The 22,507-nt window shown below is 58.9% G+C and carries 25 protein-coding genes; 4 read left to right on the forward strand and 21 right to left on the reverse strand.

Annotated elements, in window-relative coordinates:
- From HMPREF1008_RS10795 to HMPREF1008_RS04590, 12 genes are all read right to left on the reverse strand, one after another.
- Positions 1–225, reverse strand: a 225-nt coding sequence (locus HMPREF1008_RS10795; RefSeq protein WP_009278664.1) for a hypothetical protein, incomplete at its 3' end; no start/stop codon positions are given.
- Positions 226–656: 431 nt separating this feature from the next.
- Complete coding sequence (locus tag HMPREF1008_RS04545) at positions 657–2,054, reverse strand: BspA family leucine-rich repeat surface protein (protein WP_009278666.1); 1,398 nt, start codon at positions 2,052–2,054, stop codon at positions 657–659.
- Positions 2,055–2,056: 2 nt separating this feature from the next.
- Positions 2,057–3,157 (reverse strand): collagen-like protein, encoded by a 1,101-nt coding sequence (locus HMPREF1008_RS04550; RefSeq protein ID WP_009278667.1) that lies wholly within the window; start codon positions 3,155–3,157, stop codon positions 2,057–2,059.
- On the reverse strand, positions 3,157–4,419 hold the full coding sequence (locus HMPREF1008_RS04555) for a phage tail spike protein (protein WP_009278668.1): 1,263 nt from the start codon (positions 4,417–4,419) through the stop codon (positions 3,157–3,159). The genes HMPREF1008_RS04550 and HMPREF1008_RS04555 overlap by 1 nt, the downstream gene beginning before the upstream one ends.
- Positions 4,419–5,135: a phage tail domain-containing protein gene (locus tag HMPREF1008_RS04560; RefSeq protein WP_009278669.1), complete on the reverse strand. Its 717-nt coding sequence runs from the start codon at positions 5,133–5,135 to the stop codon at positions 4,419–4,421. The genes HMPREF1008_RS04555 and HMPREF1008_RS04560 overlap by 1 nt, the downstream gene beginning before the upstream one ends.
- Positions 5,132–5,314: a hypothetical protein gene (locus tag HMPREF1008_RS10620; RefSeq protein WP_009278670.1), complete on the reverse strand. Its 183-nt coding sequence runs from the start codon at positions 5,312–5,314 to the stop codon at positions 5,132–5,134. Before HMPREF1008_RS10620 ends, HMPREF1008_RS04560 begins: the two co-directional genes overlap by 4 nt.
- Complete coding sequence (locus tag HMPREF1008_RS04570) at positions 5,311–5,739, reverse strand: hypothetical protein (protein WP_009278671.1); 429 nt, start codon at positions 5,737–5,739, stop codon at positions 5,311–5,313. The genes HMPREF1008_RS10620 and HMPREF1008_RS04570 overlap by 4 nt, the downstream gene beginning before the upstream one ends.
- Positions 5,736–6,062, reverse strand: a complete 327-nt coding sequence (locus HMPREF1008_RS04575; RefSeq protein WP_009278672.1) for a putative minor capsid protein — start codon at positions 6,060–6,062, stop codon at positions 5,736–5,738. The genes HMPREF1008_RS04570 and HMPREF1008_RS04575 overlap by 4 nt, the downstream gene beginning before the upstream one ends.
- A complete protein-coding gene (locus HMPREF1008_RS04580; RefSeq protein ID WP_009278673.1) occupies positions 6,062–6,421 on the reverse strand; it encodes a hypothetical protein in 360 nt (119 codons plus the stop codon). The genes HMPREF1008_RS04575 and HMPREF1008_RS04580 overlap by 1 nt, the downstream gene beginning before the upstream one ends.
- A 7-nt stretch (positions 6,422–6,428) precedes the next feature.
- Positions 6,429–7,043 (reverse strand): hypothetical protein, encoded by a 615-nt coding sequence (locus HMPREF1008_RS10800; protein WP_232202832.1) that lies wholly within the window; start codon positions 7,041–7,043, stop codon positions 6,429–6,431.
- A gap of 42 nt (positions 7,044–7,085) precedes the next feature.
- Positions 7,086–7,310 (reverse strand): hypothetical protein, encoded by a 225-nt coding sequence (locus HMPREF1008_RS10805; protein WP_009278675.1) that lies wholly within the window; start codon positions 7,308–7,310, stop codon positions 7,086–7,088.
- 11 nt (positions 7,311–7,321) lie between these two features.
- Positions 7,322–7,828 carry a hypothetical protein gene (locus HMPREF1008_RS04590; RefSeq protein ID WP_009278676.1) on the reverse strand — a complete coding sequence of 169 codons (507 nt, stop codon included), beginning with the start codon at positions 7,826–7,828 and terminating at the stop codon, positions 7,322–7,324.
- Positions 7,829–8,047: 219 nt separating this feature from the next.
- Between HMPREF1008_RS04590 and HMPREF1008_RS10185 the strand changes: the two genes are divergently transcribed.
- From HMPREF1008_RS10185 to HMPREF1008_RS10195, 3 genes are all read left to right on the forward strand, one after another.
- On the forward strand, positions 8,048–9,157 hold the full coding sequence (locus tag HMPREF1008_RS10185; RefSeq protein WP_156797596.1) for an AAA family ATPase: 1,110 nt from the start codon (positions 8,048–8,050) through the stop codon (positions 9,155–9,157).
- A 127-nt stretch (positions 9,158–9,284) separates the two neighbouring features.
- A complete protein-coding gene (locus HMPREF1008_RS10190; RefSeq protein WP_009278678.1) occupies positions 9,285–11,492 on the forward strand; it encodes a S8 family peptidase in 2,208 nt (735 codons plus the stop codon).
- Between the two features lies 1 nt (position 11,493).
- Positions 11,494–11,892, forward strand: coding sequence for a hypothetical protein (locus tag HMPREF1008_RS10195; RefSeq protein WP_009278679.1), 399 nt, complete (start codon positions 11,494–11,496; stop codon positions 11,890–11,892).
- On the opposite strand, the gene HMPREF1008_RS04595 is transcribed toward HMPREF1008_RS10195, so the two are convergent.
- From HMPREF1008_RS04595 to HMPREF1008_RS04615, 5 genes are all read right to left on the reverse strand, one after another.
- Entirely contained in the window at positions 11,854–13,308 is a 1,455-nt protein-coding gene (locus tag HMPREF1008_RS04595; RefSeq protein ID WP_009278680.1) for an LlaJI family restriction endonuclease, read from the reverse strand. The genes HMPREF1008_RS10195 and HMPREF1008_RS04595 overlap by 39 nt on opposite strands.
- A gap of 4 nt (positions 13,309–13,312) precedes the next feature.
- Entirely contained in the window at positions 13,313–15,217 is a 1,905-nt protein-coding gene (locus HMPREF1008_RS04600) for an McrB family protein (RefSeq protein ID WP_009278681.1), read from the reverse strand.
- 29 nt (positions 15,218–15,246) lie between these two features.
- On the reverse strand, positions 15,247–16,134 hold the full coding sequence (locus HMPREF1008_RS04605) for a DNA cytosine methyltransferase (RefSeq protein ID WP_009278682.1): 888 nt from the start codon (positions 16,132–16,134) through the stop codon (positions 15,247–15,249).
- On the reverse strand, positions 16,121–17,068 hold the full coding sequence (locus HMPREF1008_RS04610; protein WP_009278683.1) for a DNA cytosine methyltransferase: 948 nt from the start codon (positions 17,066–17,068) through the stop codon (positions 16,121–16,123). The genes HMPREF1008_RS04605 and HMPREF1008_RS04610 overlap by 14 nt, the downstream gene beginning before the upstream one ends.
- Positions 17,069–17,624: 556 nt before the next feature.
- Entirely contained in the window at positions 17,625–19,094 is a 1,470-nt protein-coding gene (locus tag HMPREF1008_RS04615) for a hypothetical protein (protein WP_009278684.1), read from the reverse strand.
- Between HMPREF1008_RS04615 and HMPREF1008_RS10810 the strand changes: the two genes are divergently transcribed.
- A complete protein-coding gene (locus HMPREF1008_RS10810; protein WP_232202833.1) occupies positions 19,074–19,670 on the forward strand; it encodes a hypothetical protein in 597 nt (198 codons plus the stop codon). The two genes, HMPREF1008_RS04615 and HMPREF1008_RS10810, sit on opposite strands and share 21 nt — an antisense overlap.
- On the opposite strand, the gene HMPREF1008_RS04630 is transcribed toward HMPREF1008_RS10810, so the two are convergent.
- The 4 genes from HMPREF1008_RS04630 to HMPREF1008_RS10815 form a co-directional block, all read right to left on the reverse strand.
- Positions 19,667–20,944, reverse strand: a complete 1,278-nt coding sequence (locus HMPREF1008_RS04630; RefSeq protein WP_009278687.1) for a PBSX family phage terminase large subunit — start codon at positions 20,942–20,944, stop codon at positions 19,667–19,669. The two genes, HMPREF1008_RS10810 and HMPREF1008_RS04630, sit on opposite strands and share 4 nt — an antisense overlap.
- Positions 20,937–21,341 (reverse strand): hypothetical protein, encoded by a 405-nt coding sequence (locus tag HMPREF1008_RS04635; RefSeq protein WP_009278688.1) that lies wholly within the window; start codon positions 21,339–21,341, stop codon positions 20,937–20,939. Before HMPREF1008_RS04635 ends, HMPREF1008_RS04630 begins: the two co-directional genes overlap by 8 nt.
- A 49-nt stretch (positions 21,342–21,390) precedes the next feature.
- Positions 21,391–21,804, reverse strand: a complete 414-nt coding sequence (locus tag HMPREF1008_RS04640) for a hypothetical protein (RefSeq protein WP_232202834.1) — start codon at positions 21,802–21,804, stop codon at positions 21,391–21,393.
- Between the two features lie 502 nt (positions 21,805–22,306).
- Positions 22,307–22,507: hypothetical protein (locus HMPREF1008_RS10815; RefSeq protein ID WP_009278690.1), on the reverse strand; the 201-nt coding region annotated here is incomplete at its 5' end.

Raw genomic sequence — 22,507 nt, forward strand, 5'->3', positions numbered from 1 at the left:
CCGCGCCCCGCCCCTGCGCCGCGGCGGCGCCACGACGCCCACCATGGCCCTCAGCCGCTCCTCGGCGAGGTCTATGCCGCTCCTGGGCTCGCCGGCGCGCCTCTCGCCGAGGCTCCGCGCCTCCCTGGCCGAGCAGGAGCGCTTCGGCAGGCCGCAGCGGGCTCGCTTCGCGCACGTCGGCGGGCAGACGTACGGCCGCGACCCGGCCCCCTCGCGCATCCCCATCAAGAACTTCCCGCGGGTGAGCGCGCGGTCCCTGGTGACGCACTTCTCGCAGAGCCGCGGGGCCGACCCGCGCGCCCTCCCGCACGCGCCGCCAGCCCCCGCACAGTCACGGCAGTTGGCACGGCCCGTGGCCCCGCGCCTCCCGCTGGGCGGCCTGACGGTCCTGCTGGCAACGACTTCGCGGCCGACGGCAGGCGCGGCGACATGCGGGCTACGCCGAGATCTCCAGGCACGAGAGCCGCCCGCGTATGCCCGCGCCGATCACGTCGCGGTCGCTCCGACCAAGGCGCCTGCCCTTTCCCCCTGGCATCTCGACCCCCCCTCCTCCCGGGGGGCAGGCATGCAGAAGGCCACCAACGTTGTCGGGCTGGCGTTCGTCCGCTCGGGCGGGCTGCGCCCGCCCCCGCTGGGACGAATGGAAGGACCAATTGCTACGGCGTTGCATTAGGAAATTCAATTGACCTCAAATACCCCGGCGTGCTCGCCGTGTCGATGCGGAAGTACGTGTAGCTTGTCTTCGAGCTTGTCCACGTGGTGCCGTTCCCGCCGACGAGGGCGTTGCAGCTGTAGAAGCACTGGCTGCCGCTGATGCCGCTCGTTGGCAGCGCCCACGTGCTGTCCGCATAGATTGTCGTGATGTTCTTGGAGCCGGAGAAGCAGTAGAACAAGTCGGTGAGGTGCGACGGGTCGAACCCTCGGAAGTCGAGCGACGTCAGCCCCGTGCATGACGCGAAGGTGTACCTCATCTTCGAGACGTTCGCCAGGCTGTCCAGTCCCGTCACGGTGGTGATCGCGGACATGCTGTAGAACCAGTAGCACATGTTCAACAAGGCCACACTTGCCATGTCCACCTCGAAAGTCACCGTCCGCATGCTCGACCTGTTGTCATACCACGGCATCGCTCCCGCGGTCTGGTACACGGCATTGGCGCAGAGACGCCCACCCGCCAGGAGCGTCCGTGCGGAATCGACACAACTCGTGGCCTGCACCACGAGCTCGCCGTCATCGTAGAGGTACCCGTAGACCCAGACGCGATGGTCTGCTGCGGGGTCGGTGAGAAGGCCGCCGTCGCCTAGCTTCGCGTATGTCGCGCTTCCGCTGTAGGGGCATCCCGTGCCTGTGCCGCCCACGAGCTTGTTACAGCTGTAGAACATGAGCGAAGAGGACGTGATGGAGCTCGCGTCGAACTCGTTGGCCCAGATCGTCTCAAGCTTCGTACAGCTCACGAAGCACTGCTTGGCGCTCGTCGCACCTTGAAGGTACTGGAAGCCAGCGACCTCGGTTATGGACTGCATGCCGTTGAACCAGTAGTCGATGTTGGTCACGCTGACGCTCGCGAAGGAAGAGTCGATGACCACGCGCGCCAGGTCGAGCCTCACGCCGTCCCACGGCCTCGCGCTCGCGGAAGAGTAGCCCGCAGGGTCCACCTCGTACGCGTTCACGGGTGTGCCGCCGATGGTGCTCTGACGCCCGTCCAGGTAGTTGAACTCAAGCGTGCCGTCGCTGAGCAGGACAGCCCTCGGCTTCAAGCCGGTGTCCCAAGAAAGAGCGAGGATGACAGCCGCCATGTCTTCGGGCTTGTAGACGGTCGTAGACCCGTTCTGCCCGCGTATCGCGTCGCCAATGCGCGTGAAATGCCCAGCTCCGAGCACGCCGGTGTCTGTGCCCGTATACCCCACGATTAGCGGGTTGCCGGCATTCGTACCGTCGAGAGTCGCGATGGCGGCCGGCATATCCGCAGGCTTGTAGCGCGTCTGCGTGCCGTTCTGGGTGCGTATGGCATCGGCAATGTCATAGAGCACCTTCTTGGCTATCTTCCCGGCCGCCATGATCAGAACCCCGTGTTCGTGAGGTCGTCCAACGCCGCGATGGCGTCATCCACATACTGCTTGGTGGCGTAGGCAGTCAGGTCAGGCGTGCTCCCAGCTTCGCCCTGGGGACCCTGGGCGCCTGTCTCGCCCTTGAACCCGGAGAAGGCGAACGCGAACGTCCTGGCGCTCGCGGTGCCACCCAGAGTCACCGCAACCGAGGGCGTGCCCGTCGAGCCGTCGACGCTTGCAGTCGCGCCCGTGATGGTGGCGTCCGTACCGTCGACACCATTTGTGCCGTTGCTTCCGGCAGGACCGGTTTCGCCCTGAATACCCTGCTCGCCCTGTGGTCCCTGCGGGCCGACGAGATCCGCAGAAGAAGTGCCAGAGGCGCTGGTAACCGTAAGCACTGTGCCGTCCCAGCTGTGCGTGCATGGGGTACCATCGCTGCCAGCCGCGCCGGTCTCTCCCTGCGGACCAGTCGCACCCGTCTCGCCTTGGATCCCCTGCTCGCCCTGGATCCCCTGCGGGCCTTGGACTCCAGTGGCACCAACCGGAATGCCGAAGTTGAGGACAGCAGCGTTCTCGGTTCCGACGTTCACAACGGTCGCGGCAGACCCCTCCGCAAGCGTGCTCACGCTTCCCACGGCTACCGTGGCGGCAGCACCGTCCGCACCGTTGAGGTCACCGCGCTCGTACGCCTGCAGCACCTCGACGAACAGCGTGAAGCCGTCCTCGGACTGCGTCCCGCCAACAACTACCTGCTCGACGCGAATAACGAACACACGAGAGGAGATGGAAGTCTCTCCCTCGGTAACGACGTTCTGCGCGTACACTGTGCCCTCGTTGCACGCCATTGCCGCGGGATAGAACACCTGGAACGCACCTTGAGCGGCATCGACGGCCGTGAAGGGCTCCGTGCCCCGCACGTGCGCCTCCTGGTGTCGCCAAGCAAGGTAGACGCTGGCGTTGCTCAGATTTGCTGCGTTGCCGCCCCTCTTGACGGCCAGTGTTATACCACGCCCATGCGCGTCAGCAGATGATGCGACGAACTCGCCTCCGATGACGTCGTCGGCGGTCTCCCAGACAAGCTCGTGCAATCCGTATCCATCAAGCGCAGCCATCAGAACTCCGTCCCGCTCAGGTCATCGAGGTTCGCGATTGCGTCGTCCACGTACGTCTGTGTGGCGATGGTCTCGACCGAGCCCCCGGCATCCACGGTCACGGCGCTGGATATCGACGCGACCGACTCGCTCGTCGTTGCAGCTACATCCTCCACCGCCGTCACACGCTCGCTCAGGGCACTTGTAATGGCATATGAAGCCTTCTGAATCGTGCCCAGTATCACATGGGTGGTCACCGCATCGGAGAACACCCTCACGCGCTTCAACACGCGAGCCGTCAGCCGCCACTCAGGGTCACGGGAGGAATCGATAACTGCCACGGTATCGCCGAGCCCAACAGGCACGCCACCGTCGAGAAGTGCGACGTCCACCTCGTAGGACACCTTGGGCTGGCAAGCATCGACAAGAGCAGCCTGGGTCAGGGCGAGAAGCTCGTTCTGGTCGTCGCAGTCGCTGAAGGTCACCTGCCCGAAGGAGTGCACCTTCTCGGTGCGTTCCGCGTTCCAGCGCCCCCAGACCAGCCGAGCATCATCGTCTCCGACCCAGTTGACCCCGCGGTTGACGTCGCCAAACGTCAGCTTCCTGCGGTAGCCGCCTGTCCAACGCCCCTGGTCGTCGGTGATGGGAAGGCCCGCCCCGAAGCCGTACAGCGCCGTGAAGACCTCGTCCTCAAGCACCGTCCTCTTGCAACCAGCCAGGTTCTTGCCGTAGGTGAAGCGTGCGCCATGCCAAGCACCGACCTGCGAGAGGGGAAAGATCTGTCGGGAGGAGACACGTCCGTCGGTAACCGCAATCGTCGTGGCAACCTCGCCCTTCCAGACGTCAGCGATACGTCTCAAAGCTGCCAATGCGTTCGTGTGGTAGAACCAGCACCCCGCATTGCCCAGATCCGCGACCGTGCCAGCAGTCCACCTCGTAGGAGCAAGAATGGCCGCCAAAGCTGCAGAGGCGGTCGCATTCGTCAGAACCGTATCCTCCACGAAGTCATCCAGCAGCTCGCAGAGCGAGGACTCGCAGTACACATGGCACATGCCCTCAAGCGGCTCGTCAGTGCGCACCACAACATGCTCGCGCCAGCAGTCGTCGGAATCGTCGTACCAGACCAGCCAATCACCCTTGCCCGGCACGTCCCAGCTGTCGAACTCGATAGTGTCCTCACCGCCAAGCTCCTCGGTGTGGGTGACCTCGCCCGTGGGCGTCAGGATGCCGATTCGCTCGTCCCAGCGGTCGAACCAGAACAGCTCGGGCACGGCCCCCGCCATCACAGCCACCGCTCCCTGAATGTCACGGTATGCGCGGAGCAGTCGGAGAAGGAAAGCGTACAACTGCCCGGCTCAAGTTTAAAGAAGTCGCTGCCAAGGTCGATCTTGTCACTCATGTCACCGTCATCGACGTTCGCAGTCTCGTTCTCGAAGTCGAGAACGACAACCTCACCGCCAGCGAACGTATGGTTAAGAAGGACGTAATCGCCGCTCAAGGCATCGGTCACGCGCACCGAGCTGCCAGCGGAAGCCATCAGCGTCACCACGGGCCACGTGCCCCAGGTCCCGCCGACCTCGAACGTCGTGCCAGTCTCTTCGTGTTCCAGACCGTAGGCAATCGGGTCATAGCAGGTGAAAGCGACCTCGCAGCTCGCGTCCTCGGTGGCGGACAACCATGCGCCCACGGAGGTCACAAGCGCGTCGTGCCACTCAAGCCCTGGGTCACCGGGAAGCACCAGAACGCTGCCACCGTCCGCATAAAGCCACGAGTACAGCCGATGCCTCAGCTCTGAGAGTCCCGCCGCGTCAAGCGCCGCATGCGCGTCTAGGAACAGCCTCACGCGAACTATCCTCGGCGCGATCCTGCCGCCCAAAAGCAAAGCGCCAGCCCTGCCGGGTATGACCTGTGAGGTTGGCACGACCGCATGCGGCCCCTCGATGACCTCGCATGTCGTGTACGGAGAGAAGTCGTGCCCGTTGTAGGTGATTGAACTCACAGCAGACCACGTGCCCTTCCGTATGCGATGGACCGCCGCTGCGTCTCAAGCGACAGCTCGTCGAGCGCCTTGAAGCCTGTCTCGGCCTTCTTATGTCTGTCAGCGCCATCCTTGTCGGCAACCGCATCCTTCGCCACAGGGCGCTCCTGCGGCTTCCTGCGCGTCCTCCTCATGCTCATGATGGTCTCGCAACCGTCACGTAGACCTTGAAGCCCCAAAGGTACCGCCCGGAGCCGTCACGCCCGCGAAACTCGGGTGCGTCGGTGTCGATGCCAGCAATCCTGTTGAGATAGGCCCCGGCTCGCGTGTCCCAGTCAGCTGCTCGCAGCGCCTGCTCGCACGCAAGTGCCACAGCCTCCGCCACGGCGTTGACCTCCCGGCACGCAAACACGTCCAGCACGCGCTCGCCGCGCTCCGCGCCGACCTGCTTGGAGTCCCTGTCATAGGCACCGGGCAGCACGACGATTGACTCAGGGCAAATCGCCGTGCTCAAAGATTGTGTGAAAACGTTTGTGAATTCGGCATCTACCAGCAAGTTTGCGACCTGAGTTGCCACAGAGCCGCCGGCCGCGTCGTATGCCGCAACAACCGATTCGTCGCTCATCGCACCGTCAGCTCCCAATGGTGCACGCGCCCGCCGAAGCCCTCGCACCTCTTGCAGGCGGCCACGAGCATCGATGCACCGTCGATCTCCACGCGCGAGCCCGCCGGCACCTCGAACGCGCCAGCGGAGTTGAAGGCGTCGACGTAGATTTTCCCGGCACCCGCGTCGGCGGACCTGTGCGCGTCGTCCACCACGCTTTGCGTCCTGGAGAACCGCACGTTGCGCACAACCACGCCCTCGGAGAACGTCCCGTCCGCGTTCTGCGTGCGCACGACCATGGTGTCAGGCAGCGCCCGCCTGGGTATCGGCTTCAGCGCGATCATCAGCGCACTCCCGCGAAGGAGAGTCCCGTCCCGTAGAGCTCCGCCACTGCCGCTGCGGTCGCCTGCTCGACGCCGGTACCAACGCGGTCGCTCACGTACTGGCTCACTCTGAAGTCGCCGATGGAGAACCCGCCGACCTGCCCCTCGCCGAATACCGCGAAGGCGTCGCACGCCGCGCACAGCGCTTGCTGGTACGCGACATAGGCAACTTCGTCGGAGTCGGCGTCGATGGAAGCCCCGCCCGTGACCTGAGTAAGCAGACGCAATGCAACGGGAAGCACGGAGGAGAACGACTCCACCGGAAGCTCCCCGCCGTACGTATCGCGGTAGAACCCATATGTCACCGTGGCGGCGCTCATGGCGCGCCTACGAGGTCGCCTTGGACACGTAGATGCCCGCCAGCTTGTTGTCGAAGAGCTCGACCAGGCCGTAGCGCCTGTACTTCATCATGTAGGAGTCCAGCGTCTCAAGCTCGTCGGGCGAGAAGACGCGCGACGCCACGTGCTTGTCGAACTTGATCACGGCCGACTTCTCGACCACCATGTAGTTGATGTTCCGTCCGGTGGTGGCCTTCTTCGCGTACCCGAAGCTCGACACACCGGAGTTGAGCGTTATGGCCGTGTAGAAACGCGTCTGTGGCACCTCCACGATGCGAGAGAAGCGCGAGAGCACCGTGTTGGAGCGATTCGGGTTCGCCAGCGAGAAGTCATCCAAGGTGCCCTTGAGCGTCGGCGTGATGAACAGGATGCGATTTTCCGTGGAGACCTCCGCCTCGTCCATCGCGTTGGTCACGTCACGCAGGTTGCCCAGGATGTCCTCTGCGGTAGCCGCGCTCAGGTCTTCCTCGACAGGCGTTACGCCCGTGTGCGAAGCGATGGTGGCGAAGGTGAAGGCGTCGCCCTCGGGAGCCACCTGCGTGCGCTGCAGCTCGCTGCCAGCCTCCACGAAGCAATCCAAGATGCCAGCTTCCTCCACGTCCATCACATCGGCCAGCAGGCGTACGCCGCGGTCGTAGTTGAAGGTCTAAGTCTCGTACTCGTAGGTAATGGCGCCATCCTTGTAGCCCACGTTGCGGGTATAGTCGCCCAGCCCCGTGACGGAGATCTTGGGAATCATGATCTCCTTCGCGTTGCGCCCGGCGCGGACCATGCGACGGCCGCTGTTGAGCACCGTGGAGCACGCCGCTTTCTTGTATACGGCATCGATGATCGTGGTGTAGTTCTTGATGTACTCGATGCTGTTAGGCATGGTCAGTCTCCTTATTCGTTATCGGATTCGTCGAGCCCGGCGAGCCTGCGCCAGCGTTTCATAGTGGCGTCCTTGTCCTTGGCCACGCCTGCGGGCTCCAGCCCGGTCGTGCCGGTGGTCGCGGCGGGCTTCACGTCGGAGAAGAGCCACGGCTCTGCCTTCTTGAGCGTGCCGACGTTGCCGTCGTGGTCACCAAGTAGAGCCTTCGCAGCCTTCACGTTGCGCACTCCGGCAAGCTTCAGCCGGAACTCCACGCGCTCGTCGGCGGCCTGAGTCTTCAACTGCTCGATCTCGGCGGTCAGCTTGTCAGCGTTCGCCTTGGTCTGAGCGGCCTCGGCCACTTGTCCCTCAAGCTCCTTGATGCGTGCGTCCTGCTTGGCGAGAAGTGCCTGGAAGTCCTCGGCACCGCTGTCGGTGCCCGTCAGCACTTCCTCGTCCGCCTGGTGCTGCCCTTGCGCGTCCGCTTGCTCTTCCGCGAGCTCGACCTGCGTCTCTTCGCCACGGCTATCTACCTCCATGTCATCCGCCTTCCAACGTCATGAGGCAGGCATGAAGAAGCCCGCCTCGACTGGTCTTTCGACCAATCTAAGCGGGTGTCACAAAGTCGTTTCGACTGTCCTGATGGCTGTTACATGTTAACGTATTTGTATATGATTGAAACAACTACTACTATATACCCTTGTAGATAGCTATAATAAGCATGTTTCAATACGACTACTGACCATGGATGTGATACATTGGATGCCATCGACTACCTGCCGCGCTTAATAAGCGCAGGTCTGAGTAATGATAGAAAGCTTCTCGAGTCTGTAGCATTAACCGTATCGAGAAAGCTCAAGAACGATCGACCTGACATTGCCGAGGAGATTGCAAAGGCCTTGGTTGGTACTGGGGCAAGATCGGCAACACGGTCGATCGGCAATCAGACATTGCCTGTAGATAGGGAGACTCGTCTTTCTCTTGTTGACATCGAGGAACCGATAGAAATCGAGGAACCGATTCTCGACACAGGCCTTATGGCCAACCTATTGGATTTCATCAAAGAACGTGAGCTCATGCAACTCTTCTATGAAGATGGAATCGAACCTTCCAATAGCATCCTATTCACGGGTAGCCCAGGTGTTGGAAAGACATACACTGCCCACTGGATTTCATACAAACTGGGACTTCCTCTCATTTCACTCAATCTCGCGACTTCGATATCAAGCTACTTAGGCAGATCCGGGCAAAATATTAAGAGCGTCTTCGACTATGCGAAGGCTCAACCCACAATTCTGTTCCTTGACGAGTTTGATGCAATAGCCAAGCGTCGAGATGATGAAGGTGACTTGGGTGAGTTGAAGCGGCTTGTGAATGTGTTGCTCAAGGAAATCGAATTGTGCCCCAAGAGCAGCGCGATACTTGCCGCAACAAATCATCCAGAACTGCTTGATCGAGCTATGTGGAGACGATTTGATAGGGTGATAGAGCTCACCCTACCTGGTCAAGAAGAGAGCGAAAAGCTAATCGAACGTCATATTCCAGCGGGCAAGTACAACCTCTCAAACGACGTTCGAATCTATATGAGCAGACATTGTACAGGTGTGAGCGCTGCCGATATTTGCAAGATATGCGAGCAAATCAAACGGCAAATTGTCATGAATCCAAGTGATGACATCGACATGCTAGCGCTCAAAGAGTTGTTCACACGAATCCGACCAAGAGAAAAAACGGAGAGAATCCGGGCGTGCAAGATGCTCAAACAAAACTGCCAGAGCTTGACTACTAGAGAGATTGCAGGGATTGTAGGAACATCTGCTGCCACTGTATCCCGCGACCTCAAGGAGGGTGATTCGAACGACAAATAGGCTTCCAATCATCGCGCACGGAGAAACATACGTCGAATCGATTGCCCGTCCGAATAATGGAGGGCCAAAGGAACGACCGCATACATACGATGAGGCGCGAACGAACATACTCAGAGATATAGATGGAATGTTTGCAACCATTGAAGGTGAGCCAGAGCTTTATCTGGATGAAAAGGTCATTTGCATACGAATGGAGCCCAAGTTTGAGGCGAAGTCCTATACCCCATCCGCCATGCTACACGCCACGAACGAGATGCAAATAATCGGAGGAAGGCGTTACAAGCTGGCATCTGATGATGAGGAAGGTTCCAGTCAAGAAGCCGAATCGGTTGATGCAGCATCGCCGGAAGAGGCAGATGTCTCACCCAGCGATGCCAAGCTGTATTTCGTAAGAACAACCGATAGGGGCATAAGGGATTTTCAGAGCGCGCTGATAAACGGCAGCAACGATAGCAACATGGCATGGTGCAACGAGATAATGTCTGTGCGCTCTTTCGACCTGTTAGAACCGGATGAGAAAGTCCAAGGCTTCGATGAAGCATGGGAATCTGGACCCGTTGAGGTGGTCTTGCACCCGCTCGTATATGATTCAGACAAAGCAATCGAGCTATTCTGCTCGGTAGCAGGCGTCGAGAGGAAAGATGTAGAAGTAAGGCCATATGATAATGGCGTCACATTTATCGCCGCACGACTCACAAAGGAAGCTGCCAGCCGTGTTTCGCGCATCAATCCCTTACGCACCGTGCACCCACTTGGCAGGGTAAGCATCGAGTCAATGCGCAGGAGCTTCACTGCAGCCGCCCCACAAGTCCAGGTGGGAAACGTAGCGCCTACGGTAAAGGTCGGAGTATTCGATGGCGGCTGCAATCCTTCGGTCCCGCTGCTGTCTGGCTTTGTGACGGCTCATGATTGCGTGCCTTCGCCAGCAGAGCAAGCATACGTTGATCATGGCGGCGCTGTCTGCGGCGCGATCTTGCACGGGGAGCTGTCTGGGAAGGACGCCAACGATACACTTCCGCTGCCAGAGGTCAGCGTTGACTGCTTTCGCGTCCTGCCCACAACTGACCCCACCGATTTCGAACTATATGAAGCTATAGACGTTATTGAACAGGTAGTTCCGAACAACCCGGACATAAGCCTTTATAACTTGTCCTTTGGCCCCAATGGCCCGATTCTTGATGATGACATCAGCCGCTTCACCTACTCACTCGATACCCTCACTAGCACTATTGATGAAGATCACGAGAATCCGCTGTTCAGCATCGCGGTCGGAAATGATGGCGAATTGTCGGAGCCGTTCAATCGTATTCAGTCCCCCGCCGATCTCGTCAACGGGCTCAGTGTCGGTGCATACGCGATTGACCCATCGGGGAATCGCGTCCGTGCCGCTTATAGTTGCGTCGGCCCTGGTCGCGAGGGCGCAAAGACTAAGCCAGATGTACTTGAGTTTGGCGGAGACATAAACAAGCCCTTCATCGTTGCTGATATGCAGGGTAATCTTCTTACTGCAACAGCTGGAACGAGCTTTGCATCACCGCTTGTGGTACACAAGATGGGCTTGATGCTTGCGCAAAGCGAAGACATTACTCCACACATGGCACGAATGCTAATGTTGCATTATGCAGACCATAATGATTCTCAGGCACAGGAGGAATATGGTTTCGGCATTAGCCCATCAAGCGCAGACGAGTGCTTGAACTGTGATGAAAATACCGTCACGACCCTCTACCAAGGCGTTCTAAGGCCGACAGAGCTTGTGTCTCTGCCCATATTCGCTCCTTCGATAAATGAGGCGTCCGGTTTTGTGACAGTTCGTTGGACCATAGTCGCAGTATGTGCTGTTGACCCGAATGACACCGATGAATATACCGCGAGTTGCATCCAGGATACTTTCGTCCCACATGCGATGAAGTATTTGTTCCGCAAGGACGGCGTTGGCTCAAAGACCCTCGATTTGTCCGACCCAGATAATGCAGCTAGAGCCGCCGAGCTCCTCAATCAGGGATACAAAAAGTCTTATCTTCCTATCAGCGTGCCAGCAAAACGCTATTGGGAAGAGTCTGACTTGCGCTCTAACGACTTCAAGTGGGATACAGTCATATCTAAACACAGGCGCATGCGAAGTTCATCACTATTGCAGCCTTCACTCACGCTCCAATCGGTGTTTCGTACGAATAACGATCCTGATGCAATAACCAAGTACTACGCAGCGGTAACCGTTGATGCTCCAAGATATCCAGGCAGTCTATATACGTCAACTTTACAGCAGTATCAGAACCTCACCCCAATACGTATGAAGATCCAGAACCGTCTGACAAATCGCGGGGGCATATAGGATGACAACCATTGGTATTTCAACAAGAGCAGCACTATATTCCTGGCATAACGTCGCAATCACCGACCTCAAGAATCGTCCCGAGTGCATCCACCGTGCTTACCTCGACCCAGATGACCACTGGAACGGCTGGGCATGTCCCTACTTCGAGAAGGCCGAGGTCGAGCGCATGTTAGCGTGGCTGCCAGAGTTCGATGATAGCCTCGTCTATAATCCAGAAGGCGATACCTTCACCACAACGTACGACCCAGACAACCCCGAGGCATTCTCTGGTGTTGATATAGATGGCATGCACCTATATCCCATCGGTAATGGGTCCTGGACGTGGGTCATAGTCGAGGAAGAACAGTCGGAGATTGGCTCATCCGATGACTGTGAGCAAGCTGGCGCTGTCGAGTGAGGTGCCAGCCAGGTAGGCGTCGAACACGCGCGTCGCAGGAATCTTGAACAGCTCGACAACATTTGAGAACGGCTCATGTTCCTCGGGCATGACCATGGGAAAACTCACGCGCCCAGAATGTTGGATACTGCCCTCCGAAGTCGGTGCGATGAACGCGTTAACCACATGGTCAAAATTGTGATCATCTATGAACTTGCGGTATGCAGCCTGGTAGAGGAACTGCTTCGCCACCGACTCGACGCCGGGCACCCCTGCCACCTTTTTACCGAGCGTGGACGTGTAGTACTTAGCGTCCAGTATCGCGAAGACGCTTCTCCCGTTAGCATCATGGGACAGTAGCACAATGTCCGGTATCAGCGTCTGAACCTCACCATAGGGCTTGCCTTCAGCCGAGGTCCATTGCGGCCTCGGTATGATGCCCAGAACCGTCTCACTCTTCCTGTCAGCCCAATCTTGCGCAAGGTCGAAGCCGAGGTCTCCGATCCTCTTGCCGAGGACGTCATTGAAGGCCACCTTGCATGCCGTCTCCCAGACGTGGTAGAAAGATGACGTTCCAAGACAGAGCGGCGTGTCGAACTGCACTGTCGTGTCATCCTCCCCCACGTAGCGCAAAAGCAAGTCGATTACGTCCTGCTTCCAAGTGACGTATTGCACACCGCGCTCTTGCTCAAGGCGGTACGTAACAAAATCCGAGTCTCCGAAGTCCTCTACGTCGGCATCCGAAAGCCATACCTCGTCAAGTGCCAGCAGGTCCGCAATGCCGCCCTCCTGCATGAAAGAGGAGCACTTGGTAAGTATGCACCTATGCAGCCGCATGACGAAGTCAGCGACATCCTGGTCGCTCTCGTCGGTCTTGTAGTCCACGTATATCGGCCTGCCGTTGCTAAGAAACGGAAGATTGGAGTTGATGGTCCGTTCCCAGTTGATGTTGCCAGGACCACTGTCGGCAAGTGTGCGCACGTAGTTCGAATAGACGCCGTACTCGCCGTACATCTCAAGCAGAGCCAGCATGAGGGCGAGCCAGTCATTCGCCCGCATGCCCGCTTCTGTCATGGCGGCAATACTCGAGTAGCTGCCGCCGCTCTTTCGAAGCACGCGGAAGATCTGGCGCATGGCAGTCTTCATCTCCTCGCCCGGATTGTGCACATCAATCAAGGGCAGGTACTTCGGGTACACGATGAGACAGAGGTCATCAACCAGGACGAGCCCAACGTAGACAAACTGGTACTTGCCTCGTGCATCACCATCGAAGTCTGCGTCGTATTCCTCGTTGTCGTTGTCCGTGCGAAGCTTGAGCACGCCGTGGGCGCAGAGTCGCTCGACCAGCAGCTGCGCAGCGGAAGTGTCAATCGAAAGAGTCTTTGACAAACTCTGCGGGGTGTGGAAAGAGAGCTCCCGAACGTAAGCGGTTTGCATCTGCTTATTCCTCGGCAGTCGCTTCGTCGCCTGCGGTATCCTCCGTCTCCTCATCGTCAGGCTCATCGGATGAGAGAGGCTCGTCCTTCCACTCGAACGCCATCTCGCCCTTCTTGCGGAAATCAGCGCAAACCTGCGAGTAGGTGAATGTTCCCTCCCGTTTGAATACCTTGGCCTTCTTCGTCTTGGCTGCGTCCTCGAAGAGGTAGAGCAGGACCTTGTCCTGGAACGTCTCAGTGAAGTGCTCGGTATCCTTGAGACGCGAGGGCGAGATGAAGAAGGGGCCGAGCAGCTTATCCTCATTCACACCCGCGCTGAGAAGTACGTGATTGATGCCACGGCGAAGATTGTCCCAGCCCACAGGATGTGTGTGTCCCGCTACAGGTACACGATACTGCGCAATGGCGGAGCTGCCGGCATTGATGTCTATGTAGCGGAAGTCCCAACGACGCTTGAAAGCGGTATCCATCGGGAAAACGCCCTGGTCTGCGCTGTTCATGGTTGCCCAGATATACATGTTGGGAGGCAGGCAGAGACGTTTGCACTCATCCTTCAACCGCAGCTGCTCGGACAGCAGTTTTCTTGGGCCTCTTATGTGCGCGTTGGTCGCGTACTCCGGCAGGAAGACCCTGAGGTAATTGCGCATCTCTATTGGCACCGCGACTATGTATTCGCTTGTGCCGTCTTCCCTGCGGTCAAGCAGCTGGAAAATATCGCCGAACGTCGCAGCGGGATTGGCGCGGTTAATCTCCTCAATGACGAGCAGATAGTTAATGCCGGGGTTCTGTACTGCCTTGATGTAGGTTTCAAGAAACGGACCGGGCACGAAGCGGTAGGTTATCTCCTCCTCCATCTTGCTCGCCGGATCGTCTTCACCCTGTTCCTTTACGGCAGAGTAGGGCTTATAGCAGCCAACGAACTGGGCATAAGTATAATCGGGGTGAAAGGTGACGCGCGTTACGTTCGCTTTGTCGAAGCACCCCGGTTCTTCGTCATTGCCAACGGCGAGCTTGTTCAGCTCATACGACTTTCCCGTACCAGGGGCGCCAAAGAATATGAGATTGCGCGGCTCGTGAATATCCGGGGACCTCTCCACTGGGACTCGTAGGGGGTCATCCTCGCGTCCAGAGAGCTCCATGAGGAAGACGAGGGGATCGTCGTACCCAGAGTAGGCATCGCTGTAGTCTAGAGATAGCCTGCTCATGAGCTCTTGAATCTTTCCAGCACCGGTCACGTAGTCGAATACGTCGTTGCCAAGGTATACATCGCGATAATAGCCAAGGGCCTCACGAGCATAGGCAGGCAGGGTGGCATCGTCGGCTAGATTAACGATATCCTCTAGCCTGCGCACGTAATCGAGCTTGAAGAATTGTTGGCTGCCCTCCACCGTGTCCTTCTGGGAGGTCACGCCCTGTCTCTTCGAAAGCCCGCCTTCGAAGACGAAGTCCTTTGGGATAAATGATGCAGTCCCAGCGTTGCTACGGTCAACGTCAAGCCACATTGAGCGGAGCCAGTAGTTTTCAGTAGTGAGCGGCGAGACCGTGATGGAAACCGCCATGTTGCGCCCGCATGTTTTGGGAAGCATCAGCGCCGAGGCGATGAGGTTGTTTGGGTTGACGTTTCCCTGCACGCCAAGTTTCATGCTCTGGCTGCTCGCGCCTCGGGGAGATATCGCGTATGATCCTCTGCCGTTGTCGCTGAGGTTGACAAGCTGATCGCGGAACCGAATTGCGAAGCTGACGGTACGGCCTTCAAGCTCGCTCGGAGATGCGGACGCACCAGCCATGTCAACGATCTTTCCGCCCAAAAAAGCCTGACCTCCGCCGCTGTTCGCGTTGAAGTCATAGTGGAATTCAGAGTCGTGCCCTGAGTACGTTTGGTAATCGGAAATCTTCTTGAAGTATGTCATGATCCCATCCTCAGGACAATGTACAGGCTCTATTCGTCAGCGTAATCCTTTATGCGGGTTGCGACATATTTAGCGAGGTTTGGCGGGACGGCATTGCCAATCGCGAGCTCCACGTCGGTCTTCGCGCCGGGGAACTCGAACGAGTCGGGAAACGTCTGCAGGTAGCCGCGCTCGCGAGTCGTGAGCGCCCTCACGCCGTCAGAGACATCTGCCTTGTCGGCATGGTGGCGCTTGTAGTTTTCTGGAATCGGCCTGTTGATACCGCGTATTGTGGCTGAGGGCTCGTCTATTGAGAACACCCCGCGGCGGTTGTAGCTGCGTGGATGCATGTAGTAATACTGCGTTCCCAGCTTGTCGCCGAGATAGTCGCGCACGGTCATCTGCTTTTCCGAGAAGCCCGCGACAAGCGTATCGTCGAAGAAGCCGTCCTTCTCTCCGAGCTTGCCGATTAGGAAGAAACGCCTGCGCTTCTGGGGCACGCCGCACCGGCTCGCGTCGAGCACGTGCGTGGTGATCCCATATCCAGCGTCACGGAGCTTTTGCTCCATCTTCGGCAGCGTGGGAAAGCGCTCGATGTTGTATACGTTCTCGAACACGACCCAAGTCGGTTTGATGTCGATGACGAGCTCGGCGTACTTCACGGTGAGGTTTGCGCGCTCGCCAATCTGCCGCTTCCCGGCAATCGAATAGTCTTGGCAAGGGGGTCCGCCCACGATGACGTCGGGCTTCAGCTCGCGCACCATCGGCGTGATGTCATCTGTGCTGAGATCACGCTTGTAGATGGGGTGGTCGAAGTTGGCCTCGTATATCCTGATGGCTGCGTCCCAGTTGTCGAAGGCAGCAACGACGTCAAAGCCTGCCTGCTCAAACCCATATGACATACCGCCGCAGCCGGCAAAAAGGTCAACTACGCGCATCGGCGGTCTCCTCCTGCTTGCTGGCGACGTAACGCATGAGGGCGTTGCCGACGTACGCGGCAAGGTTCACCGGAACGGCGTTGCCGATCATGGTGTTCACATCAGACTTGCCACCGAAGAATTCGAAATCCTCGGGGAAGGTCTGTATGAGGCTGCGCTCCTTGGGAGTAAGCCCCCTGACCTCGCTCACGGGCACAGGGTCGTTCGGATGGCCCTTGTACCCCTTCGGGATGGGTCGGTCCACGGCGCGGATGGTCATGGACGGCTCGTCTATGCTGAAGACGCCCCTGCGCGTGTAGTTCGTCGGCACGCGGAAGTAGTAGTCGATTCCGAGAGAATCCCCAAGGTAGTCACGAATCGTCATGGGCTTATCGGCGAGATTCCGCTCAAGCTCCTCATCGAGGAAGTCATCTTCGCCGCTGAGCTCGCCGACAACGAACATGCGCTTGCGTGTCTGCGGGACACCACAGTAAGCAGCGTTGAGCACTTTCTGCGTGAGTCCGTAGCCAGCCTCCTTGAAGGTGACTATCACCTTGCGGAAAGACTCGGTGTTCCGAATGGTGGCGACGTTCTCCATTACGAAGTAGCGCGGCATCACAGCGATCACAATGCGTGCGTAGCAGACGGAGAGAATAGCTCTCCCGCGGGTTTCATCCTGGTATCCAGCAGTCGAGAAGTCCTGGCAGGGCGGACCGCCGATAATGATGTCCGGTCCGTAAGTCCGAATCTTTTCGACTGACTCATCGACCTTCGACAGGTCTTGCTCCACAACGGTGTGCGAGAAGTTCGCCCTGTAGACGTCAATGGCTGGCTTCCAGAACTCAAACGCTGCAGAAACATCATAGCCGGCGTTTTCAAAGCCTCTCGACATGCCTCCGCAACCCGCGAACAAGTCCACGGCTCGCAGCTCGACAGTCTTTCCAGCAACCGACATCCAATTATCCTTCTCAATACAGATACGAGCGCATCTGTCAAGACACGCTCGGAAAAGACAAACCCAACTGAGAAAGTATAACGGAAAGCCCGCTGGCCTCATACCCCCCAAGCGGTCAGCAGGAAAAAGGCATTCTACCACGTACCGCTAGCAAAAACACAAGCCAGAACATCGGCCCAATGAGAAGAACGACGAGCTCGCAACCCAATTACGCGAGAAGAACAGCGCACTCGAAGCTCATCTACACGGGAGAGAAGAACCCGCAACGCAATCACGAGTTGCAGCGTTATCGCACCTGTGAGTCCTCGAATTTATCTGCCTGCGGGTGCCGTGGCGCAGCCACTGCCGTGCGCTAGCTCATCGAGGGTTGTCCGCGTCCAGCATGGCGGGGTGTGGGGCGGGCCGTCCAAGCCACCCGACAGAGCTGCACGCTCACCCGTCACGGGCAACCTGCAGCCCGCCGACACCCTCCCTGGTCATCTCCGCCGCGACGGCAGCAGTTCGCTCGCCACCGTACCCACAGTGACTTCGCCACAGCCTGGCTCGCAAGGGCAAGCTAGGCGCCTTGTGAGCTCGATACCTTCGCATTGGCGCTATTGCGCTTCTGGAGCCCGCGTGCACGGCTCTTGGCGGTTTTCTCGTCCTCCCCGTACCACTTGTAGCGATACTCCCAGGCGGCCATGGTGACGCCCACCTCCGCCATGTCCTGCGCCTTCTCTGCTGCCGTGTCGGTGACAATGCTGTCGTCGAAGCTGACCGTGATATCGCCCTCGTCAGGCACTTGGTCACCAAGCGTACGCGCACAGCTCATCACCGCATGCGAGATCCCCGCCAGCGACGCCTCCAGCCCGTTCTCGTGCCTGCGGATGTTGCGCATCAGCGCACTGTTGTCGCTGGACACCTCAGTAGCGGTCTTCACGTACCCGGTGTTGTCGAAGTCGAAGTACGTGAGGCCGAACCCGCACAGGTCCCCGAGCACCTGGAGGGCGATACGGAACGCCTCCGCCTGTGCCTCGGTCCTCAAGGCGGGCGCGAACTCGGTGATCGTATCCTCAGTAGACATCACCTTACGAAACACCGTGCAATCGCCCTTACCGAACGGTATGGGCGTGTTCTTCCCGCCGTCCCTGTCATGGTCAAACAACACGTCGGAGAGAAACACGCGCATCTTGCTGACGTCCACTTCGTTGATAAGCGCGTCGAAAGCGAGATCCACGCTCTGTATCGCATCCACCGCATCCGCAAACACGCTCTGCCCGTATGGACTCATATCCACGCGTGTATTTGTGATACCTGGCTTGACGATTGCGAAGGTAGGGAAAGAAGAACCCGTGTCGAAGTCGGCGATAACCCCCTCGGGTTCCATCACGTTACCCTGCTCGTCGAAGCTCACGGTCACTATGTGATAGGTGCTCTTAGTAAGAAGGACGTTGTCATTTGTGATAAGACCATCGGTGAGAAGAGCGTCCGGCTTGCCCATCAGATGCATCTGGAGCTGGTCGACAGGCTTTCCCCGGTAATAAGCCCTCGTGCAGAAAGCGCATTCCGTCACTCCCTCGGCATCCCATGTAAGCGGTATGACTATCCTCGCGTCATAGTGCCGAACCTTCACCTCACGCCTGCCCAGATCCATCCATATGGCGAATGCCCCGGTACCCAACCCAAATGCACGCACGACAGTACTCTGCGCCTGGCTCATGAAGTTGTTCTTGGTGAAGAAGGACTCCAACCACTCGGTGCACTCCTGCTTCTCGCACGCCACCTGCGTCTTTTCGTTAAGGAGAAGAGAACCCCACTCCCTGCACACCCTCATAGCCGGCATGATCGAGCGCCTATGCACCTGGTACACGCGCCCAAACCCATCGGTGTCGCGATAGTCGTAGAACGCTCCCTGGGCACGCATCCACATGTCCCACCCCTGGATATGTCCCTCCATGTCCTCCAGTGGCAGCCGGTATCCCAGCCCCCGCAGGTACTCCCTCACATGTTCAGGCACCCAATAGTCATGCTCATCAAACCCGCTCATGCGAGCACCTCGCTTTCGTTGCATATGGTGAAGGTGAAGAAGGACAATGGCATGTTGATAAACCCGCTCCCTCCATACGCGCTATCGCATTTGGCGAAGAAATACTTGGTGAGAAGAACGCCCGCCTTGTGCCTCTCGGTGAAGGAGACCATGCTGATGAGAACCACCGTCTCGCAGCAGGTTTTCATGGCGAAGAAGAGCCTGGCGATAAACCCGCCTGCGCCCATGCCATTGCCTTTTGCCGCCATTGGTGAAGAAGGACATGCCGATCACCCCGTGTCTCAAGTTGCTGTCGCAGAAGAGGGTATCCGCCCGTCACAAACCATCGCCGCCCGTATAATTGCGGAAGAGAAGGACGCGGAAGGTGAAGCTATGGAACATACCGAAGAAGAGCTCGTCGAAGCCAGGCGCCAGATAGCCCCCACCGTCCACAAGCTCCAGGCGTCCTTGGAAACCATGCAGGCGAAGCCAAACGCCGACAAGCTCAAGCCCCAGATCACCCTGACACAGCGCCGCATCAAAGCATTTCAGATTGCGAATGACCTCATAGAGCAGGAATTGGCGAAGAAGGACTAACCGCGCAGGATGTCATCCATCATGGCGTAGCGCACCGCGTCAATCGAATGGTCGTTGCCATCGGGAATCTCATCAATCCACGTGCTATCACGGTCCCGCAGGTACTCCTTCAAGATGAACTCCTCGAAGGTCAGCGGGCACCTCACTGGGTCGATCACAATCTCCCTCAACCCAGCCAACCATTCATACGACAGCTTCCTCATACGCGCCTTGCGAGAAGGACGAATGCGAATGCCGAAGTCCCTCCGGTACACAGCCACCTGCTGCTTGCCGTCCGGCGTGTTGTCTGCCCAAACGAGCTCGTCGTGGTAATAGGGCTCTTCTCCCTCCTCATCAGAGAAGGTCATGGCATTCACCAGCATCTGTCCGGTCTCCGCAGGCGTCTTCTTATTGGCTGAGTGTTCTTCGAAAATGAGAAGGCGCCTTGCCGCCGGCTCCCAAGCGCACCGCACGAACCGCCACGGGTCCGGGAACCATCCCCAGTCCACGCCATTCCTCGTCCGCTCGAAGTTCCTTATACGGTGAAGAGAAAGACTCTCGTCAATCACGTTGTCTAACACGTTGCCGCCCGTCCCCGTGATCTCGCCCAGGTACTCCCACCTCCAGGCGGTTTCGTTCACATCGCGAAGATACTCCGCCTCGTCAATGAACGGCGCACCCAGCCACTCCGGGTGCTCGTCCACCACATCCAGATAAGAAGAACGGCGAACGAAGGTATCCGCCCGCCTTGTCCTGTCCAGGCACTCCACGTTCACCCAGCTCCACATCGTACGTGGTGGGTTATAGGAGTAGAAGATCCAGAAGTCATCGCCACCACGCCTGAGCGAGTTGAGAATGGACCTCACAGCCTCTATCCCGTCGAACTGGTCCAGCTCCTCGAACCACACCACGGCGGCGTATCCCTTGGTGAATTTCACGCCCTTCAGCTTGAGCGGATCGTCAGCCCCGCGGAACACAATCTTCTGCCCGGTCGGCAGGTAAGTGATCTCCATAGGAGAAAGACGAGCCCTGAAGTAGCCTTCCAGGCCAAGCGAAGAGATCGCCCACAGTATCTGCTGGTAAACGCTGTCCCTCAGCGTGTTGCCGAACCTTCTCACCACCACCGCGTTCGCCTTCGGCTGCGATATAACGAGAAGGACGATGCAGAGGCTGATGAAGGAGGACTTTGTGCTGCCACGACCACCATGCAGCCAGTAGTGCGTGTGCCCATGCGCCATCACGTCGCCCAGCACGTCATGGAAGCGCGGAATGACAAGATCAGCCGCGCTAATCATCGGCGCCCTCGTCGCCGGTTTTCACGGCCTGTACGGTGACGCCCAACACGATTTGCGGCGCGTCCTCCTGGCGCTCGTCCTTCTGCCTGGTGGTCTGCGCGTACTCGTCCGAGTACTTGCGCTCGAGGAGCCAAGCGGCTGCCGTCCACTGAGGGTTCTTCTCGCGTGTCGCCGTTGCCAGGATGGATTCCAGCAGCTCGGCCTTGTAGTCCGCCTCCGCCTTTTTGATTGACTCACAAAACGCACGATGCAGCTTGGTGGTCGGCTTGTCGAGCCAGCGGTACCAGGTCATCTCGGTGATCCCGAGGGCGTGGCATATGTCCTTGTTGGATAGGCCGCCTCTCTTGAGCTCGGCGGCTTTGTCGATGAGTTCCTGTGTGAGCTTCAGCCTCGCCATGGCAGCGGCCTCCTTTCTACTGGGGCCATTGTCGCGGCGCGTCACAAAGTCACTCAGGGTCGAAGAACGTACTCTGGGCTCGTACCGCCCTCTTGCGCTCTGACTTGGTGGCAAGCCCATGCTGTCTGCAAAGACGCGCGTTTCGCTGGCGCAGCGTCGCATACTCCCTTTCGGCATTCACGCACTCCGCCTCCGCCTCGCGGATCTCCCCTTCGAGGATGTCGTTGTACGCTCGTTCCTCCTCCACGTGCAGCAGTGCACTGCACCGCGGGCACAGACCGGTCTGTCGATTCAGATGATTCACTAGCAGCCCGCACTCGGGGCACGCCTGCATCAGACGCAGGCTCACGTGGTTCCTGCTCGCGAACATCTCCACGGCATGCGGCGAGTGGTAGACACTGTATCGGCGCAGAATCTCGTCGCTCACGGCCTTGGCGCCCTTGAACCCGGTCTCCCTCAGCACATCCAGGTGCGCCGTTGTCCAGGTGCTCATAGGAATCGCCCCGCCGTGCGTGTCTTTACCCCTGTCACGAACCCTGGCGCATGCCCGACACTATCTCGGCAAGACGGCGCGCAACCTGCCATGCCAGCGTGAATGCGGACGTGTCTTGACTGTCTTGACCAAATCGAGCACAGAGGTCGCATTTTCCCACACGCGCGTACTCCAGGCAGTGAGAGGGAGAAACGCCTCACATGCGTATTCTCTCGGTTGATTGAAAATCTCAACGCAACGCTGAAGGGCTTGCCGCAACAGTCGCGCCTTATCTGGCAGCTTCAGCGAAAAGCCGTTGCGCTTGGCCTGCATTTCATCCGTCCGGCCGTCAGCCGACCGGCCCCATGGGGCGTCTCTCGCGGCCAACGGCCATGCTGGCGCCGGCCCCCTCGCCCGGCGCGGAAGAACTCGGTGCAACGGCGGCGGCCGACCATCCGGTCCTTCTGCCTGCCCCTCCCAGAAAGCCTGATGGCTAGGCCTTTGGAATCACGTTCGCGCCGACGAGGGGCGGCTTCGGCGCCACCTCGTCGGCGGGCACCCGCCCTACCCCGAGGGCCTCCAGAAACCCGGCGGGGAAGGCGGCCCTGGCCAGGTCCGGCGGCGCCGCGCCTCCGAGGCCTGGCCTCGGGCAGGGGCTCACGCGCGACGTGCAGAGCGCCGCGCCCCACGGCGT

Source organism: Olsenella sp. oral taxon 809 str. F0356, from assembly GCF_000233535.1.
GTDB classification, from domain to species: Bacteria; Actinomycetota; Coriobacteriia; order Coriobacteriales; family Atopobiaceae; genus Olsenella_I; species Olsenella_I phocaeensis.

Coding starts and splice junctions, on each gene's coding strand:
- HMPREF1008_RS04545 (WP_009278666.1), bottom strand. CDS start 2,054: ATGGCGGCCGGGAAGATAGCCAAGAAGGTGCTCTATGACATTGCCGAT.
- HMPREF1008_RS04550 (WP_009278667.1), bottom strand. CDS start 3,157: ATGGCTGCGCTTGATGGATACGGATTGCACGAGCTTGTCTGGGAGACC.
- HMPREF1008_RS04555 (WP_009278668.1), bottom strand. CDS start 4,419: ATGGCGGGGGCCGTGCCCGAGCTGTTCTGGTTCGACCGCTGGGACGAG.
- HMPREF1008_RS10620 (WP_009278670.1), bottom strand. CDS start 5,314: ATGAGCATGAGGAGGACGCGCAGGAAGCCGCAGGAGCGCCCTGTGGCG.
- HMPREF1008_RS04570 (WP_009278671.1), bottom strand. CDS start 5,739: ATGAGCGACGAATCGGTTGTTGCGGCATACGACGCGGCCGGCGGCTCT.
- HMPREF1008_RS04575 (WP_009278672.1), bottom strand. CDS start 6,062: ATGATCGCGCTGAAGCCGATACCCAGGCGGGCGCTGCCTGACACCATG.
- HMPREF1008_RS04580 (WP_009278673.1), bottom strand. CDS start 6,421: ATGAGCGCCGCCACGGTGACATATGGGTTCTACCGCGATACGTACGGC.
- HMPREF1008_RS10800 (WP_232202832.1), bottom strand. CDS start 7,043: ATGGACGTGGAGGAAGCTGGCATCTTGGATTGCTTCGTGGAGGCTGGC.
- HMPREF1008_RS10805 (WP_009278675.1), bottom strand. CDS start 7,310: ATGCCTAACAGCATCGAGTACATCAAGAACTACACCACGATCATCGAT.
- HMPREF1008_RS04590 (WP_009278676.1), bottom strand. CDS start 7,828: ATGGAGGTAGATAGCCGTGGCGAAGAGACGCAGGTCGAGCTCGCGGAA.
- HMPREF1008_RS10190 (WP_009278678.1), top strand. CDS start 9,285: ATGTTTGCAACCATTGAAGGTGAGCCAGAGCTTTATCTGGATGAAAAG.
- HMPREF1008_RS10195 (WP_009278679.1), top strand. CDS start 11,494: ATGACAACCATTGGTATTTCAACAAGAGCAGCACTATATTCCTGGCAT.
- HMPREF1008_RS04595 (WP_009278680.1), bottom strand. CDS start 13,308: ATGCAAACCGCTTACGTTCGGGAGCTCTCTTTCCACACCCCGCAGAGT.
- HMPREF1008_RS04600 (WP_009278681.1), bottom strand. CDS start 15,217: ATGACATACTTCAAGAAGATTTCCGATTACCAAACGTACTCAGGGCAC.
- HMPREF1008_RS04605 (WP_009278682.1), bottom strand. CDS start 16,134: ATGCGCGTAGTTGACCTTTTTGCCGGCTGCGGCGGTATGTCATATGGG.
- HMPREF1008_RS04610 (WP_009278683.1), bottom strand. CDS start 17,068: ATGTCGGTTGCTGGAAAGACTGTCGAGCTGCGAGCCGTGGACTTGTTC.
- HMPREF1008_RS10810 (WP_232202833.1), top strand. CDS start 19,074: ATGCTCATCAAACCCGCTCATGCGAGCACCTCGCTTTCGTTGCATATG.
- HMPREF1008_RS04615 (WP_009278684.1), bottom strand. CDS start 19,094: ATGAGCGGGTTTGATGAGCATGACTATTGGGTGCCTGAACATGTGAGG.
- HMPREF1008_RS04630 (WP_009278687.1), bottom strand. CDS start 20,944: ATGATTAGCGCGGCTGATCTTGTCATTCCGCGCTTCCATGACGTGCTG.
- HMPREF1008_RS04635 (WP_009278688.1), bottom strand. CDS start 21,341: ATGGCGAGGCTGAAGCTCACACAGGAACTCATCGACAAAGCCGCCGAG.